The 17600-nt window shown below is 33.9% G+C and carries 17 protein-coding genes; 14 read left to right on the top strand and 3 right to left on the bottom strand.

The window, feature by feature from the left end; genetic code table 11:
* The first annotated feature begins 111 nt into the window (after positions 1-111).
* The 4 genes from K6959_RS16160 (at position 112) to K6959_RS16145 (ending at position 3298) form a co-directional block, all read left to right on the top strand.
* Positions 112-378: a hypothetical protein gene (locus tag K6959_RS16160; RefSeq protein ID WP_163242903.1), complete on the top strand. Its 267-nt coding sequence runs from the start codon at positions 112-114 to the stop codon at positions 376-378.
* Positions 379-683: 305 nt separating this feature from the next.
* Positions 684-1463: an ABC transporter ATP-binding protein gene (locus tag K6959_RS16155; RefSeq protein WP_163242904.1), complete on the top strand. Its 780-nt coding sequence runs from the start codon at positions 684-686 to the stop codon at positions 1461-1463.
* Positions 1464-1551: 88 nt separating this feature from the next.
* Positions 1552-2517 (top strand): ABC transporter substrate-binding protein, encoded by a 966-nt coding sequence (locus K6959_RS16150; RefSeq protein ID WP_163242905.1) that lies wholly within the window; start codon positions 1552-1554, stop codon positions 2515-2517.
* Between the two features lie 4 nt (positions 2518-2521).
* Positions 2522-3298, top strand: a complete 777-nt coding sequence (locus K6959_RS16145; RefSeq protein ID WP_163242906.1) for an ABC transporter permease — start codon at positions 2522-2524, stop codon at positions 3296-3298.
* A gap of 165 nt (positions 3299-3463) precedes the next feature.
* Here the strand turns inward: K6959_RS16145 and K6959_RS16140 are convergent, their stop codons facing one another.
* Positions 3464-3910 (bottom strand): winged helix-turn-helix transcriptional regulator, encoded by a 447-nt coding sequence (locus K6959_RS16140; protein ID WP_163242907.1) that lies wholly within the window; start codon positions 3908-3910, stop codon positions 3464-3466.
* A gap of 230 nt (positions 3911-4140) precedes the next feature.
* Here K6959_RS16140 and K6959_RS16135 point away from each other — a divergent pair, with 230 nt between their 5' ends.
* The 3 genes from K6959_RS16135 (at position 4141) to K6959_RS16125 (ending at position 9193) form a co-directional block, all read left to right on the top strand.
* Positions 4141-4674, top strand: a complete 534-nt coding sequence (locus K6959_RS16135; RefSeq protein ID WP_163242908.1) for a DUF4242 domain-containing protein — start codon at positions 4141-4143, stop codon at positions 4672-4674.
* Between the two features lie 98 nt (positions 4675-4772).
* Positions 4773-5813 carry an acyl-CoA dehydrogenase family protein gene (locus K6959_RS16130; RefSeq protein ID WP_218944014.1) on the top strand — a complete coding sequence of 347 codons (1041 nt, stop codon included), beginning with the start codon at positions 4773-4775 and terminating at the stop codon, positions 5811-5813.
* Positions 5814-6028: 215 nt separating this feature from the next.
* Entirely contained in the window at positions 6029-9193 is a 3165-nt protein-coding gene (locus K6959_RS16125) for a DUF3427 domain-containing protein (protein ID WP_223087037.1), read from the top strand.
* 102 nt (positions 9194-9295) lie between these two features.
* Here the strand turns inward: K6959_RS16125 and K6959_RS19725 are convergent, their stop codons facing one another.
* Complete coding sequence (locus K6959_RS19725; RefSeq protein WP_163242910.1) at positions 9296-10021, bottom strand: D-Ala-D-Ala carboxypeptidase family metallohydrolase; 726 nt, start codon at positions 10019-10021, stop codon at positions 9296-9298.
* A gap of 449 nt (positions 10022-10470) precedes the next feature.
* On the opposite strand from K6959_RS19725, the gene K6959_RS16115 reads away from it, so the two are divergent.
* From K6959_RS16115 to K6959_RS16100, 4 genes are all read left to right on the top strand, one after another.
* Entirely contained in the window at positions 10471-10779 is a 309-nt protein-coding gene (locus K6959_RS16115) for a hypothetical protein (RefSeq protein ID WP_163242911.1), read from the top strand.
* Between the two features lie 231 nt (positions 10780-11010).
* On the top strand, positions 11011-11289 hold the full coding sequence (locus tag K6959_RS16110; protein ID WP_223087024.1) for a hypothetical protein: 279 nt from the start codon (positions 11011-11013) through the stop codon (positions 11287-11289).
* A gap of 59 nt (positions 11290-11348) precedes the next feature.
* On the top strand, positions 11349-11654 hold the full coding sequence (locus K6959_RS16105) for a hypothetical protein (protein WP_223087023.1): 306 nt from the start codon (positions 11349-11351) through the stop codon (positions 11652-11654).
* Between the two features lie 426 nt (positions 11655-12080).
* On the top strand, positions 12081-13247 hold the full coding sequence (locus K6959_RS16100) for a DUF4272 domain-containing protein (protein ID WP_163240472.1): 1167 nt from the start codon (positions 12081-12083) through the stop codon (positions 13245-13247).
* Between the two features lie 129 nt (positions 13248-13376).
* On the opposite strand, the gene pepT is transcribed toward K6959_RS16100, so the two are convergent.
* Positions 13377-14615: a peptidase T gene (gene pepT, locus K6959_RS16095; RefSeq protein WP_163240470.1), complete on the bottom strand. Its 1239-nt coding sequence runs from the start codon at positions 14613-14615 to the stop codon at positions 13377-13379.
* 482 nt (positions 14616-15097) lie between these two features.
* Here pepT and K6959_RS16090 point away from each other — a divergent pair, with 482 nt between their 5' ends.
* Genes K6959_RS16090 through K6959_RS16080 form a run of 3 tightly spaced genes read left to right on the top strand, consistent with a single transcriptional unit; the run spans position 15098 to position 17599 of the window.
* Positions 15098-15826 (top strand): CPBP family intramembrane glutamic endopeptidase, encoded by a 729-nt coding sequence (locus tag K6959_RS16090; RefSeq protein WP_163240468.1) that lies wholly within the window; start codon positions 15098-15100, stop codon positions 15824-15826.
* Between the two features lie 12 nt (positions 15827-15838).
* A complete protein-coding gene (locus K6959_RS16085; RefSeq protein ID WP_163240466.1) occupies positions 15839-16807 on the top strand; it encodes an ABC transporter ATP-binding protein in 969 nt (322 codons plus the stop codon).
* Positions 16808-16831: 24 nt separating this feature from the next.
* Positions 16832-17599, top strand: coding sequence for an ABC transporter permease (locus tag K6959_RS16080; RefSeq protein WP_223087022.1), 768 nt, complete (start codon positions 16832-16834; stop codon positions 17597-17599).
* Position 17600 lies beyond the last annotated feature (1 nt).

Genomic DNA, 17600 nt, shown 5'->3' with positions numbered 1-17600 from the left:
TTAAAGAATCGTTCAATAATCTTTGGCGCTTTTTTAGTTGCTAACGGTTATAGACTTTTGTAAAAAATAAATATGAATGTATATTTATAATATCAAAGGAGGGATTGGATTGTGATGAAAATGAAACTAGCGGAAATTTGTGATGCTCTGCTTATTCACGACTTAAAGGCATTTTCTGAATATAGACACGTAATACCGCTTTCAAGCACCTTAGAGGAAACAGTTCATTCCATCTCAACAGCTTTAAAGAATGGTGAGCAAGCCTTAATTGGTTATGTAGATGAAGAAGCAGTGGGAATCTTCTTTAATCATATTCTATCACTTGTTTATTTTATCAGGACAAAGTATGCCACATTTTATATGATTGGATACAGTTGAAAAACGAATAAGCTAGAAGCATCCTAACGATTAGGGTTCACTGTAAAACAGCGGTTTTTTCTATTTTCCTTAAAGTAAACATATATTCATAGTAAAATATAAGTTGATTTTTTGAACTAACTATTATAAAATAACTTGTAATATTTTAACTATACAATTCAGATGGGAATTCAATAAAATAAGACTGACCAGATCACTGGAGGTCGATTTTCTAAAGGAAGCTATTGTTTCCGATGGAGATCGATCTTTTTTGTTTTTTAAAGCTTCATAAGTTTATTGAATGGGTGAAAAGGAGGGTATAGTGATTGGAGCAATTTGTTCAAATCGATAAAGTGAGTAAGTACTTTTTGAATAAGAAGAAGTGCGAACGAGTATTGCATGACATTTCTTTTAACGTAAAAAAAGGGGAATTTGTTTCTATTCTTGGACAAAGCGGATGTGGAAAAAGCACGCTTTTAAATATTATTGGTGGCTTTCAAAAAGTTGATAAAGGAAGGGTTATGTTTAATGGGCAAGTCGTGAACAGACCAAGTCGTAAGTGTGTAATGTTATTTCAACATTATGGACTGTTACCGTGGAGAACAGTTTTGAAGAATGTTGAGTTAGGCTTAGAACAAGTCAACATGACTTCTAAAGAGAGAAAGGAATGTGCGTTTAAATATTTAACGTTAGTTGGATTGGATCACAATGCAGATCAATTTCCGCATCAATTATCCGGTGGTATGCAGCAACGGGTTGCGATTGCGCGAGCTCTCGCCATTAAACCAGAGTTAATTTTGATGGATGAACCATTTGCAGCTTTAGATACGTTTAATCGCTATTATTTACAAGATGAGCTATTGCGGCTTCAAAGTAAAGAGAAGACGACGGTCATCCTTGTGACTCATGATATTGACGAAGCTGTCTATTTATCTGATCGGATTATGATCATGAATGCAAACCCAGGACGAATTCATAAACAATTAACGATTGAAACTTCAAGACCGCGAGACCGAAGCCATAGCGATTTCCAATATTATCGGAAAATGATTTTTGAACAATTTCATCTTAATTCTCGAAAAACTGCAATTGAGTATGAAATTTGAATGGTTTTTATGAGTTTAAAATACTCCATTAAAATTAGATTAAATATAAGTTAGTCGCTAGCAAAATTGGCTAAAGGGGGATTCAACCATGAGAAAAGGAATATTATTCATGACTTTGTTCGTTGCTACCGTCTTTACTCTTACCGCATGTAGAGCGAATGAAGCAGTATTTAGAAAAACTGAAGATGGAAAACAAATCATAAAAATTGGATATTTACCAATTACTCATGCAGCACCGTTATTTATTGAAAATGAATTGGATGATGATCAGTTTGAACATGTTAAGCTTGAACTCGTGAAGTTTGGTTCGTGGCCTGAATTGCTAGATGCTTTAAATACAGGACGGATTGACGGGGCTTCGGTTCTGATTGAATTAGCTATGGCTGCAAAAGAACAGGGTATTGATCTGAAAGCTGTTGCATTAGGTCACAGAGATGGTAATGCAGTTGTTGTATCTGACGATATCAAAAGTGCAAAAGATTTAAAAGGGAAAAACTTCGCGATTCCCCACAGATTGTCTACCCATAACGTATTACTTTATGAAATGTTGAAGAAAGAACAACTGAAATATGATGATGTGAATATAATTGAACTCCCCCCTTCCGAAATGCCGGCAGCCCTTTCAGAGGGAAGAATTCACGGATACGTTGTCGCCGAGCCTTTTGGAGCATTGTCTGTTGCGATTAATAAAGGAAAAGTATTATATCAATCCGAAGACCTTTGGGTTGATTCGTTATGCTGTGCGATCGTTTTAAGAAGTGAGTTGATTGAACATGATCGGGATGCTGTTCAAGAATTCATGACTCAATATGTCAAGGCTGGAGAACAAGCACAAATGAAAAATGAACAGACGTATGAAATATTAACAAAATATATGAACGTTGAGAAGAAGGTGATGGACTTATCGTTACAATGGATTGCATATCTCAACTTAAGACTAAATGCAAAAGAATATGAACAATTACGGCAATATGTGATTGAGATGAAGTTAGCGGAAAACCCGCCAAAGTACCAAGATTTTGTCGACAGTTCATTTATTGACCAGGTGAAGTAGAGTGATGGCTATTTTGAAAAAAATATTAAATGTGTTCATCGGTTTAACAATTTTAGTCATTATATGGGAAATGATCATCTTAACAGGAAAGTATGAGGAAGCTCTTTTTCCTTCGCCGTTAAAAGTTTGCAAAGGGATCATTCACTTACTTCAAGATGGAACTTTGTTTGCTCACCTTCAAGTGAGCTTGCTAAGATTTGTCATTGGTTATTGTGCAGCTGTTGCAGCTGGGATTATATTGGGTCTTATCTTTGGCTGGGCTACAAGGTTGTGGAATATAATTGATCCAATTGTACAAGTTTTAAGACCGGTGTCTCCGATTGCTTGGTCTCCATTTATTGTTTTATGGTTTGGTATCGGAGATATTCCAGCGATCGTTATTATATTTATCGCTGCTTTTTTCCCAGTCTTACTTTCAACCGTTTCGGCTGTAAGAAAAGTGGATCGTACGTATTTGAAAGTTGCCGCTAACTTTGAAATGAAGCAACCTTTTTTATTAACGAAGATCATTTTCCCTGCATCTTTTCCGTTTATTGCAAACAGTCTTCATATCGCTTTAGGCACTGCTTGGATTTTTCTCGTTGCTGGGGAAATGGTCGGTGCCCAGTCTGGATTAGGATATATGATTGTAGACGCAAGAAACTCATTGCGGTTAGATCTCGTGTTAGCTGGAATTATTTCCATTGGGCTATCAGGGTTAATCCTTGATCGAGGAATTCAACAAGTTGAAAAATGGATTGGAAAACAGTGGGGAATGTCCCCAGAGGAAAATCGTAAGTAGGTGCAAATTTCCGGAAGCATTTTGCTAAAAAAATTCTGTTCTTTAATTCTCCAACACTAAGTAAACATGTAGGGCTAAAAGGTGTGAAGTACGGTGCCGGAACAAATAACGTTGAATCTCGAGCGTTTAGTAAATCAAGCCAATGAGGCAATTTCATTGGCTTTATTAGCTTTCGTTAGTTTGATCAACAGGTACAATGTTTAGATCTTCAACAGTAACCTTTTGTTCGCAATGGGCACAGTAATATAACATTTGCACTTCATGTTGGCAAGTGTTATGTACGATATTTTTATAGCATTTTTTTAAATGTTTCTTCCCCCAAAGGATGAGAGCGTGAAAGACATCTTCTAAATCACGACCGCTTTCCGTTAAAGTATACTCATTACGAGGTGGATGTTTTGAATATAATTTTGCTGTGATGAGTCCCATTTCTTCTAAATATTTTAAGCGGTCGGATAAAAGATTCGAGGATATTCCCTCTAGTGATTTCTTAATTTGGTTAAATGTAGTTTGACCGATGAGAATTTCATGGATAATTAATAAAGTCCACCGATCACCGACAATATTTAAAGATTGGGCAATGTTACATGGTAATTGGTACGTTTCTTTCATCATATATCCTCCAATACAACAAATATTAATTCTACGGAAAAAGCCTTATTTTATGTTACCATATTTCTTTCAATAATAGGTTGATTTTTTGAACTAAGTATAATAAAATAACTTATAATCAAATGAAATAAAAAAAGACTGACCAGACGACTGGAGGTCGATTTTCCGTAGGTTTTCCTATGGAAGGTCGGCTTTTTTTGTTTTTACAGGTCAGGACAGGAGGTTATCTAATGGTGCTATATTTAGTTGAATCGCTTTTTAATGGAACTGTAACAGGAAAAAATGAACTTGAAAAAAAAGTTGCCGACATTCATGAACGTCTTCAACAAAAGGAAATTACATTGATTGAAGTTCAAGTATCAAAAGACTTCTCAAGAGGATTTTTCATTTTTGAAAGTAAAGGAAAAGATGACATTAGCAACAGTTTAAGAGAATTATCGATTCCTGTGTCCTTCATTAAACCTGTTCGGCTTATCGGTCAAAATATTGAAGATGTGAAGAACAAAGGAGGTAAAGTGAATTACGTTGTTGAATGGAATTTACCAGAAGACATTACGATGGATGAATACTTAAAACGGAAAGAGAAAAATTCTGTTCACTATGCTGAAGTACCTGAAGTTACTTTCTCACGAACATATGTATGTGAAGACTTAACAAAATGCCTTTGCTTCTATGATGCTCCAAATGAATCATTAGTTAAAAAAGCTCGCGAATACGTCAAAGCGCCAATCGATACGATTACAGAAATTTCACCGAAAGAGTAAAGCACGACAAAAGATCGTAAAAAAATCTGATCCTTTCTAAGAGATATTTAGTTAAGGGGGGATGAGAAATTTTAACCGATGAATTGGAGAAGAAAGGGATGTTAGAAGATTTAATCCGGGAAAAATTAAAACCGATTGTAAAGCAAATTGATTTAGATGGGTTTTATCCTAAAGAGTACTTAATTTCGCTTGGGAAAGCAGGCTTATTGCAATCTGATCAGTTGAACGATAAGGAAATGATATTTCACCGTTTACGCTTAGTCGAGGAAACGGCTAAAGTATGTATGACGACAGGCTTTACTTTATGGTGCCATTTGGCGGCATTAACATATTTGCAAAAGAGCGGTGATCAATTTCTAAAAGAAACTTTATTGCGATCACTTGAAACGGGGCAATTGCTCGGGGGAACAGGTTTGTCCAATCCGATGAAATATTATGCCGGACTTGAGCCTCTCCATTTAAAAGCAGTGCGTGCTAAAGGCGGGTATGTCGTTTCAGGTCAACTGCCAGCTGTGTCAAACTTAGGAGATGATCATTGGTTTGGAATGATCGCTTCAGTTAGTGAACAACAGAGAATAATGGCTATTATTCCATGTGATCATAAAGGTCTCACTTTAAAAGAGAAGAAGTGCTATATTGGCTTGAACGGAAGTGCAACATATACGTGTGTGTTTCATGATGTTTTTGTTTCAAATCAATGGGTGATTGCCGAAAACGCTGATCAGTTTGTGGAAATGATTCGCCCGCTGTTTGTTCTTTATCAAATTCCACTAGGTTTCGGTGGAATCGAAGTCTCCATTCAATCTATAAAGAAAATCCGCAACAAACAAAGTGGGAGTAATCAATACTTAAATATTCAGCCAGAACAATTAGAGTATGAATTTAAACAGCTTCGTGAACGTTATGATCGTATTATTCAATTTAAGCAGCTTGCCGAGTGTTGGCATGATATTTTAAAGCTTCGTTTAGATACAGCATATTTAACGTTAAAGGCTGCCCACGCTTCGATGTTGCATTACGGAAGTGCCGCATATTTACAAAAAAGCGATCCGTCAAGAAGGCTCAGGGAAGCGTATTTCTTTATTAATTTAACACCGACTGTTAAGCATCTTGAAAAATCATTATCTCATTCAAAGTAGAGTCTTAAATACCGAAGAGGTAAAGCTTATTGCCCTTTGGTATTTTTTTATGCATTAAAGTCTCAAAAGCTCTGATTGTCATTATAGTTCCTAGTCCCGCTTTTACAGAGGAGTAATGAATAGTTGAAAAAGTTAATATTTTCAATCATCATTATACTTATAAGTAAACACAACTTTTTGTAAAAGGTAATCCATTCGGATTGTGAGGTATTAATATGCTTAATGAAGGGATCTATGAACAGGTCATTAATCAAAAGATAAAGAACGCTCTAAAAAGCGAAGAGTTTCATTCGTATGAGATTGGGAAAGAGAAGTTGGACGTAGAAGAAGCGCGCAAAATGCTTTCGTCCTATATTTCTAATGTCACAAGAAAAGCTTTGAAGTATATGAGGGATGACAATCAAAAAGACGATGATCTTGCTTTAGCAAATCAAATTAAGACGTGTAATGATATGATAGCAATTTTGAGTGAGAACTTAGACGATGAACAATTTCAATCGTTAAAAATTGCAGAGGAAGGAGAAATATTAACTTCCATCTATTCGCGAATAAATAGTATTAAAAAAAGTATTAAGAAGCAACAAGTGATTAAACCGGTAACACCAATTTCAGAAAGTTCTTTATTCACAGGGTCAAATTATGAACCAAATATGCTTGAAGAATTAAAGCGGGAAATATTATCAGCTGATTCAATTGATTTTCTTGTCTCATTTATTAAGTGGAGCGGTTTAAGATGTATTTTTGATGAGCTTAAATCATTTACACAAGAGCGGGGCGGAAGGCTACGGATTATTACAACCTCTTATATGGAGGCTACTGATTATAAAGCAATAGTGGAACTAAGTCAGTTAAAAAATACTGAAATCAAAATATCGTATGATGTTCAACGTACTCGTCTCCATGCTAAAGCTTATTTATTTAAAAGGAAGACAGGATTTAGTACTGCTTATATCGGTTCTTCCAATCTATCAAATCCTGCATTAACATCAGGGTTAGAGTGGAATGTTAAAGTGACAGAGAAAGACTCCTTTGATATTATTAAAAAATGTGAAGCTACTTTTGAAAGCTATTGGAATGATCGCGAGTTTAAAGACTTTAATGGAGAAAAAGAACAAGATAGAAGGTTACTAAAAATAGCTTTAACAAAAGACAGGCAGCGCGATAGTCATGAAATTCAATATTACCTTGATTATCGGCCTCATTATTATCAAAAAGAAATATTAGAAAAGCTGCAAGTAGAACGGGAAGTTTTTGGACGGATGAACAATCTTATTGTCGCTGCTACAGGGGTAGGAAAAACGGTTATTTCAGCTTTTGATTACCACCGATTCAAATTGAAAAGCAAACATTCCGCACGACTTCTCTTTGTTGCCCATCGTGAAGAAATCTTAAGACAAAGTAGAGATACGTTTCGAGCTATTTTGAAGGATCATAACTTTGGGGATATGTTAGTCGGAAGTCATACACCAACCTCTTTAGATCATTTGTTTATTAGTATTCAAAGCTTTAACAGTAAAAGGCTAACTGAAAAAACAACGAAAGACTTTTACGATTTTATCATTGTTGATGAATTTCATCATGCGGCTGCAGCTTCGTATCAAAAGCTTCTAAACTATTATAAACCAAAAATTCTTCTAGGATTAACAGCTACACCAGAAAGAATGGATGGGAAGAATATTCTTTCTTACTTTGATAACAACATTGCTTCTGAAATCCGTTTACCAGAGGCTATTAACCAAAAATTGCTCAGTCCATTCCAATATTTCTGTATTACAGATACAGTCGATTTATCTAAGTTGAAATGGAGCCGTAAAGGCTATGATTTGAAGGAATTAGAAAATGTTTATACTTATAATGATTTAAGAAGCAATCAAATTGTAAGAAGTATACATAAATATGTGACGGATATTAATGACACAAAGGGCCTTGGCTTCTGTGTATCTGTTGAACACGCTAAATATATGGCTCAATTTTTTAATAAGGTCAATATTCCCGCTGTAGCTTTATACGGAACTGTAGACAAAGAGGTACGGATAGAAGCACAGAATAAGCTAGTAGCTGGGGAAGTTAAATTTATTTTTGTCGTTGATTTATATAATGAAGGTATTGATATTCCTGAAGTGAATACGATCTTATTTTTACGTCCAACAGAGAGTTTAACTGTCTTCTTACAACAATTAGGAAGAGGTTTAAGACTTTCAGAAGGGAAAGAATGCTTAACGGTATTAGATTTTGTAGGACAAGCCCATAAAAACTACTCATTTTCTGAGAAGTTTAGAGTATTAATTGGAAAAACAAAACATTCTGTCCGTCATTATGTTGAAAATGGATTTTCTCATCTTCCAAAGGGCTGCTATGTCCAATTAGAAAAACAAGCAAAAGAGTATATTTTAAGAAACATTAAGGCAAGTGCCAACACACGCGCTAACTTAGTGTTAAAATTAAAATACTTTCAAGAAGATACAGGACAACAACCAACGCTTAGAAATTTTTTAAATTATTACAATCTTTCTTTGTATGATTTCTATGGGCAGAGCAAAAACCGAAGTTTTACCAGGCTTATGGTAGAGGCAGGAATAAAACAAGATTTTAGTTGTATAAATGAAAAAGCTATTACTAGCAGGCTGCCTCATTTATTTCATTTAAATTCCCCTTCCTTCCTGCGGTTTTTGATTTCATATTTAAGAGGGGACGGTACAATGTTGGGCGAGGAAGAGCAAATAATGTTGTCAATGTTTTATTATACCTTTTATCAATCGCATCCTGCTAAACAAGGCTTTTCTAGTATTAGTGAGGGTGTACAAAAGATGATCGATCATCAAGAGTTTAAAGAGGAAATATTAGAAATTATTCTATATCTCTATAGCAAGATTGAAACGTTAGAAATTGAAAATGACTTTTCGTTTCCTTGCCCCTTACGTGTACATTGCAAGTATTCAACAGCGCAAGTGCTTTCGGCACTAGGCTATTATAATGAACAGAAAAGCCCTTCTTTTAGGGAAGGAGTAAAGTATTTTAAAGAGAAGGACTTAGATATTTTTTTTATTACATTGAATAAGTCTGAAAAAGATTTTTCACCGTCTACTCTTTACAATGACTATGCTATTAATGAAAGGCTTTTTCATTGGCAAACTCAAAGCAGGGTAGCAGAAGGAAGTGAGACGGCAAATCGGTATATTCATCACGAAAAATTAAAGCATAAAATTGCCCTCTTTGTTCGTGAATATAAGAAAGAGAAAGGACATACAGCTCCTTTTGTATATTTAGGAACATGTCATTACGTCAGTCATACAGGGAATAAACCGATGAGCTTCATTTGGCGTTTAAAGGAAGAAATGCCGTCCTATTTAGTACCTAAAGCAAATAAAAATATATTATAATTACGTTTACTTTGACATCTAGTTTTGCATAGATGAGCCTCTTACCTATGGCAAAAGGTAGAGGCTCTTATGAATGATATTTATTTTAAACATTTAATCGTATTAATTCCACCACCACGATTGAGAACCGTAAGGGTACTCTACTCTGCTGTCAACGTGAGTGAAGGAACTTCCGTTATATATACCACTGAACCCAGAAGTTTTAGCAGTACTTTTTACTGTAGAAAGAGATACACCAGAAATGCTGATGTCTGCAGCAATTCCGTATAGATGCATACTATTTGTTGCACCGCCAACATTACCATTATGTCTAATACTTCTGAAGCCAGAATTAATTGTAATTGGCTTGTTTCCTACTTTAACACGTAGTGCTTCAAGCTTGTACATTAAGCGGCGGACATTTTCTTTCACTGTTGCTTCAGGTACTTTTCCGCCTGAAAAACCACTGCCATCTTTTGAATAAAATTCACTGTAACTAAAATGTTTAGTACCTGTTGATCTTTCAAGTTCATTTAATTTTTGCGCAGTAGCAGGTCCGACAATTCCATCATCAGTTAGCCCATAAGCCTTTTGGAATCTCTTTACAGCGGCTTTAGTACCAGGACCAAATATTCCATCAATTTTCACATAAGTTTGCGAAGGTGAATCAGCTGCCCAGCCTGCGACACGAATTTGCACTTCTTGAACGTCTGCACCAGAGGAGCCCTCTTTAAGAACGCGGTCAAAATTGTAAGCTTTAGCTTCAGGAGCTTCAAAAAGGGTTAAACCTAATCCAAATAGAAGAGTAAAACTAAATACAAGTAAGAATCTTGAACGGATTTTCATCATTCTATCAATCTCCTAACTAAATATTAATTTTTTTAAAACGAAGTGACTAAATAAGAATGGAGTCTAGCAATGTTGGCTTCTTTACATGGGCATGAGGAACAGTTAAGAAAAGTAAGTTAATAGCTTTGATTAAAACCTCCCTACTTTTTTATTTGATTTTACATGGTAATTTATGTATTTTCCATGATGGTACTTTAAATATAGCAAGAGATTGCACAGTTTGTATACAAGTCTAAAGTACTCTTTTTCAAAACATTGTTAAATGATAGAATTTTTTAGGTTGTTTGTTTTCTTCTCTAGTAAATATGACTAGCAGTAGACAAAAATACCTACAATTAACAGAGTGTTAATTGTAAATCATTTTTAATCTCTTTTTTTATAAATAGTATTGATTCTTTTTATTTAATATATTGGGATATATATGCAATCTTATTTTTTAACGGAAGGGGATGATCAAAATAGGAGTATTTATATTCATTAATATCCTTGTAGTTATCTTTACTTATTATTTTGCCTTTTTATATGCTGACAAGGATCGTAGTAAGACAATGGCGGCTGGAGGTTATTTGGTGTTGTTAGCTATTTTTGTATTTGCTCTCGCGATGATTTTAACATTTGCTTTAGCTCCATTATTACAGACGGGTGTGATCTTAATATATACCTATGGGATTAGTTTTAGTATTTTATTTTTTATAAATGGACTGATTATTTTAATCATTGGATTATTTACTAAAGAAAAAAGCAAACAAATAATGTGATATGATCGCATGGTGACATTAAAGAGGAAGCGGCAAGTCTAGTAGAGTAGTTATTTATAGATTAAGAACAATTAATTTTTGATCACACTATATATGTTTAATGCAAAATAAAAGTTAAGAGTATTGCAACCAAAATGTTAGAAGGTTGCACATATAAAAAGGCTTGCTAACCCTCTCAATATACCCTACCGTTATTGGTGTCTAATCAATTAAAGGTGGGGGGATGAAAGGATGCTAGCAATGCCTGAAATTAATCATATCAAAAAATTAAGGAATATAAAATCCTTGTCAATCAACGAAATCTCAAAACGCACTGGTTTTAGTTGGACAACTGTCAAAAAGTATGCAGATGAAGATCAGTTACCTGAAGAAAACGTAGTTGTAAAAAAAGGGATGATGTATGAAGAAAAGTGGGGAGAAATTGTCATTGATTGGCTAGTTGAGGATTATGCACTTAAAAAGAAACTAAGAAGGAATAACACGATTCTGTTTAAGAATTACAGAAGTTAGATTTTCCCGGTTCTTATCGAACCGTTTGTAACTTTATCAAAGAAGAATGGAAAGAAAAAATGTTGGATGAAGCGGATGAATGGAAAGTAGAATACGGAAGGCTGACTCATCCACCCGCTGAAGCTCAAGTAGACTTTGGAATTACAGAGGCAATCGAAGATGGCAAAGTGAAAGACATACATTGTTTAGTGATGATTTTCCCGTATAGTAACGGGGGGTTTGCAGTTCCTTTAAGGGCAGAAAACCAGGAATGTTTTTTGGAAGGTCTTAAAGTACTTTTTGATGAAGCAGGTTTTGTACCAAGAAAGCTTCGTTTGGATAATCTTTCGGCAGCGGTTGTTAAAGCAAGAAGCCGGAATCAATAAACTATTTTCACTGAGGCATTTCAACGTTTTGCGAGTTATTACGGATTTGAAGCACAAGCCTGTAATCCGAGAAAAGGAAATGAAAAAGGACACGTAGAAAACAAGGTTGGATATGTTCGTTATAACTTTTTCACTCCATCCCCCGTCATTAAAGATTTAAGAAAATAAGGGCTGGCAAAGTTCTAAACTTTTCGTTGCATTTTTCTAAACTTTTTACTTGCAAAACACAATATACAACTATTTTCTTAAATCTGTGAATTTTTCAAACACCAAAAAGTCCTATAGACAGCAAATAATTTTCAATAAAATTTCTTTTCTAATTTTGATGAATCAATAGTTTTATCGTCCCATTAAAAAATTCCATCCAATGTTAAGAGGAAGTGACTTGGGCAAATTTTATTATTTATATTTTGAAAGGATAGCGCAATGAGTACAAAACTTACAATTTATGGATCAATTCAAGAAGAAGAAATAGTTCCTTCAATAATAAAAGAGGAATTTAATGAAAAAAAATACAATGTTACCGAAAATGCTTCTTATTTTTATATTAAGTGGAGAAAATATTTTAAATCGTGTGAGTTGAAAGTGAGCATTAAGCCTTTAACAGAAAAAGCAATGAATGATTTACAACAGGATTTTGCTTGCAGACCGATGGATAATAAAGAGCTACAACTACAAATTCTCACTCAAATCAGTTATTTAAATGTAGCCATTCATATAGAAATGAAAGAGGATTTAAACAAAGAATTAACTCAACATTTTTTACGTATTTTACATAGAATTAAAGGGATTGCTTATTTAGCTAATGGGGATCTGCTTGATTGTAATGGGGATGTTATTGTGTACCGTAATGGAACAAGTGGAAATGCTCATTTCGTTGTTCATGCTGCTAAAAAATTTGTAAGGTCAGAGTCCCCTCATTCTAACGAGGGACAACAGCGGAAGGAGCGATCGCTATCAATTTTAACAGAAAATCATATCCCCTATATTGAACATTTACCGCAGTTACCGCCAGAAGCAGAGATTACATTTCGAACAAAAGAGGAAATTGCCCAACGTGCTGTTGCTTTACTTATGATCATTCAATTTGCTTGTGACGTAGCTAATCACAATAATATCGAGGAATCACGAGAGTTTATGAAACAACTGCTCCGAAAATATAATGTTGAACACGCAGTCACACAAAGGGAATGGGACTTTTTACATAGTCATAATGAAGGAATTGAAACTGAAGCAATTCAACTAATTTGGCAATATGAAGCATACTGGGTGCTTATATGGGCATTAGGTTTTGTAGAGGAATTAAGTTTTCCAAGTGATATTTGTAACTGTGATTTTGCTATTAAAACGGTTTCAAATTGTACTAGCTTTGAAGAGTTCTATGAAAAGGCAGTCTTAAGAGAAAGTGCAGAAATTCTTAATGAAGCTGATTTAATTTATCGATACCATTGGGCTTGTGTCAATGCTCGCGTTAATAACAGTTCTGAACCTGGAAATTTGAATGAAAGTGTCGTAGTTGAAAGGCATCGAGCATTAAATTGGCTTATTTCATATCAACAAGCCGATTGGGACCACGTAAGGACGGATACGTGAAATTAGTTATGTTTAATTTGTTGAATTATCTGTAGCTAATAGATAGAAAAGAGCCTTTCGGAAATGAAAGGCTCTTATCATATTAGTTGGACAAATGTTGTTTTTGCTTGATTTACAAAATATCTGTTTTTACTTCGCTCCTTGTTCTTCAAAAAGCTTTATAATCTTAATAATGACGTTTGTAGCTTTCATCATGTTATCAACAGATATATATTCGAATTTCCCATGGAAGTTTTCCCCGCCTGTGAAAATATTCGGTGTTGGCAGTCCCATGAAAGAGAGCTGGGAGCCGTCAGTTCCACCGCGAATTGGTGATACAATGGGCTTAATGTTAAGTGACTCCATTGCTTCATAGGCAATATCGACAATTTCTTTAACCGGTTCTATTTTTTCTTTCATGTTGTAATATTGATCTTTCATCTCGAGAATGATTTGGCTGTCATCATATTTTTCTTTAAATTTTTCCACATTTTTCTCAATGAATGCTTTTCTTTCATTAAATTTTGTTCGATCAAAATCGCGAATAATGTAAGAGAGAGTTGTTTCTTCTACATCGCCATGAATCGAAATGAGATGGAAAAACCCTTCATAGCCTTCTGTATATTCTGGAGCTTCTTCAGCAGGTAATGTATTGTGAAATTCCATTGCGATTTTCGCGGAGTTGACCAACTTCCCTTTTGCTGTTCCTGGATGTACGCTATTTCCTTTGATCGTAATTTTTGCCGCCGCAGCATTAAAGCTTTCATATTCTAGTTCTCCGAGCGGGCCGCCGTCAACAGTATATGCATATTTAGCATTAAATTTTGCAACATCAAATTTATGGGGACCTCTTCCTATCTCTTCATCAGGAGTAAATGCGACTCGTACTTTTCCGTGCTTGACTTCTGGATGCTTTATTAAATAAGCCATCGCTGTCATAATTTCAGCAATACCTGCTTTATTATCAGCGCCAAGCAAAGTTGTTCCGTCTGTTGTAATTAACGTATGGCCTTTGTACTGGGGAAGCTCAGGGAAATCTTTTGGCGATAGGACAACATTTAAAGTTTTATTTAAGGTAATATCATTTCCGTCATAATTTTCGATAATTTGTGGCTTTACATTCGCACCAATAAAATCAGTCGCTGTATCAACATGTGCTAAAAATCCTATTGTTGGCACTTGCTTATCTGTGTTGGCAGGTAGTGAGGCCATTACGTAGCCATTTTCATCTATTTCTACTTCTTCCATTCCTATCTGCTGTAACTCCTGTACTAACATTTTTCCGAGTGTTAGCTGGCCTGGTGTTGAAGGGCAAGTTGTACTATCTTCATTTGATTGTGTATCCACTTTAACATAAGAAGTAAATCGCGCAATAATTTCATCTTTCAATGTCTTTCAGCTCCTTAAAGATAATTATCCACATGCTTATCCTAGACTGTTAACAAATAAAGCATTTCTCGCGGTCAACTTATAAACAACTAAGTTTTTTTGCTTCTACCATGGTCTATAGGCACTTTTGTAGTTTGAGCGGAATAACCTTTCATCTTACTTGTTTACAGACTAAGATAAATGAACCGTATATTTATTTTATCACTGTTTTGTTTAAAATATCATAATAGACTTCTTGTTTTTGTGTTTAAAGTCATTATTGAAAATTAAATTTTCAGAAAAAACAATTGATATATATATGTACATATATATATAATATAAACAACTAATTGAAGGGGGTGTATCCTATGAAAAAATATGTTTCTCCAAAAGCTAAGGAGGTTAAATTACCTGCGGCTCTTGCAGCAGAGCTTATTATGGCTTAATGAAGCCGGAGAAGACTAGACTTTAGTCTTCTCCATCTCATCTCAGGAGTAGAAGCTATGAATAATTACTATTTAAATGTTAAAAGTAACATATTAATTTTGACATTAATAATATTAATAAGTATGTCTTTGATTTATATAGAAATCACAAAAATATCCCTATTTTTTCTAATTACTTATATTGTTGTAGGAAATGCAAAAAGAATATATTCTGAAAGATTTATTATTTTAAGTTATTTATTAAGACGAACGACTTACATAATTCCTCTTTTTTTACCTATCTTGTTTTTAGAGGATTTTAAATTAATCGTCGGAACAAAAATGACTTGGTATATTATTGGTGTTGTTGTAGCATTAGGCTTTATATTCGTAAACTATAATACTTGGAGGTTAATACTTCACTACGATTATATTTCATTATTTAAAAGAAAGAGGAAAATAGATTATTTTACAATGCCCTTTGTTCTAATTTTTTCAGCGATAGGTGAAGAGATTTTTTTTAGATTTTATATTATTTCAAATCTAAGAGAGGATAATCTATCTTTATCTATTATTCTTAGTACATTATTATTTTTTTTATATCATTATAGTACACCTTGGTCAGAAGGATTTACTCGAAACGACTTTTTAAATCAACTACTATTTGGTTTAATTTCTGCTTTTCTTTTTATTCTCTCTGGATCTATTTTTCCATCTATTCTTATGCATTTAATATTTAACTCACCTCATATTTTACAAAACATAAGATCTTATAAATTCAATTACGTTATTAACAAACGGAAATAGAGGGTTGGTTTCATGAATGAAGTAATTACAGTATCCAATTTATGTAGAGATTACAAAAGTACAAAAGGCTTTTTAAAGAAGAAAAAATATACTGTCCAAGCGTTAAAAGGAATATCTTTTAGTGTGAAAAAGGGAGAAGTTTTTGCGATTTTAGGGCCTAATGGGGCTGGAAAAACAACGACAATAAAAATTTTAACAACATTGCTTGCTCCAACATCTGGAGAAGCGAAGGTTTTAGGGTACAATCCATTTGGCGAAGAGAAACAGTTAAGGCCTAAAATCAACTTTATTTACGGTGGGGAAAGAAATTTATATTGGAGAATTTCGGCAAGAGAGAATTTAGAATATTTTTCTGATTTATATAAGGTGGAAAATTCCATTAAGAAGAAAAGAATACCTGAATTACTGGAGTTGGTCGGTTTAACCGATAGAGCAGATGAAAAGGTTGAAACATTTTCAAAGGGAATGAAGCAAAGGCTACAAATTGCAAGAGGATTGGTAAATGATCCGGAAATTTTATTTCTAGATGAACCAACAATTGGTCTAGATCCTGTTGGTGCCAGGGATCTGCGAAATATTATAAAAAAATTGTCAGCACTTGGAAAAACAGTTATCATTACTACTCATTACATGTTTGAAGCAGATGAACTTAGCGATCGAATAGCAATAATTAAAGATGGAAAGCTAGTTGCTCTTGATACACCAACAAATTTAAAAAGAGAGATTAATAATACAACCGTGGTAGAAGTTAAGGTTAAATCTGTTTTAGAAGAGGAAATAAATGCATTAGATAAGTTAGAACACACAATTACTACAACAGTGAGCAAGGCAGATGATTATCATTTAATAAGTGTTAACTCAACTGACTTTACTGAAACAATTAAACAAATTATTAATATTTTTGATAAAACAAAAATCATTTCTATAAGTTCAAGGGAATCAACGTTGGAAGATGTATATATTAAATATATTGGGGAGTAAGAAAAGATGAACCATTTTTTTTGAGTGTTTTACGTCAATCTTTTAACTCATCTTAAACAGAGTTTTGCACGATCAACATTTAAATTTATCATTATTATCCAACCAATTTTATATTCCCTATTATTATTATTAATGAGTCTAAAGTCTTCTACAGCTTTTATGGGAGAGTATATAGTGATAAGTGCAGGCATAATGACGCTTTGGAGTTCTATTATTTTCTCTTCAGCTGGTGATATTGAGAGAGAAAGGTTCATGGGTACTTTAGAATCAATTTATAGTTCTCCGACTGATTTTAGATTAATTATGTTAGGGAAAGTAAGTGCAAATGTTGTTCTCGGAATGATGTCCATGATCATTAGTTATCTTTTTATTTCGATTTTATTTAATATTAAAGTGCAATTAGCTAACCCTATGCTTTTCTTCTTAAGTTTTTTATTATCAATTGTTTCATTTATTCTTCTCTCTTTACTGCTAGCCTCCTTATTTACGTTATCAAAAAAAGCTAGGTTATTAATGAATTGTTTAGAGTATCCGATATATATTCTTTGTGGGATAGTGTTTCCATTGGATCTTATCCCTGTTTCGATAAGGTGGATTGGATATATCCTTTCTCCAACTTGGAGTGTTGAACTATTAAGAATGACAATGACGGGAGCCATTTCGTATAAAAATGTATTTTCTAATTTAACTGCATTAATTGTACTATCATTGTTATATTTAATAGCAATATTAGTTACATATAAAAAAGTAGATAAAGTTACTAGAATAAATGGTAAATTAGGAGTTCATTAAT

It is taken from the genome of Bacillus aquiflavi (assembly GCF_019915265.1).
GTDB classification, from domain to species: domain Bacteria; phylum Bacillota; class Bacilli; order Bacillales; family Cytobacillaceae; genus Bacillus_BT; species Bacillus_BT aquiflavi.
Note: the sequence above shows the minus strand (reverse complement) of the source record. Positions and strands in the feature narration are given on the sequence as shown.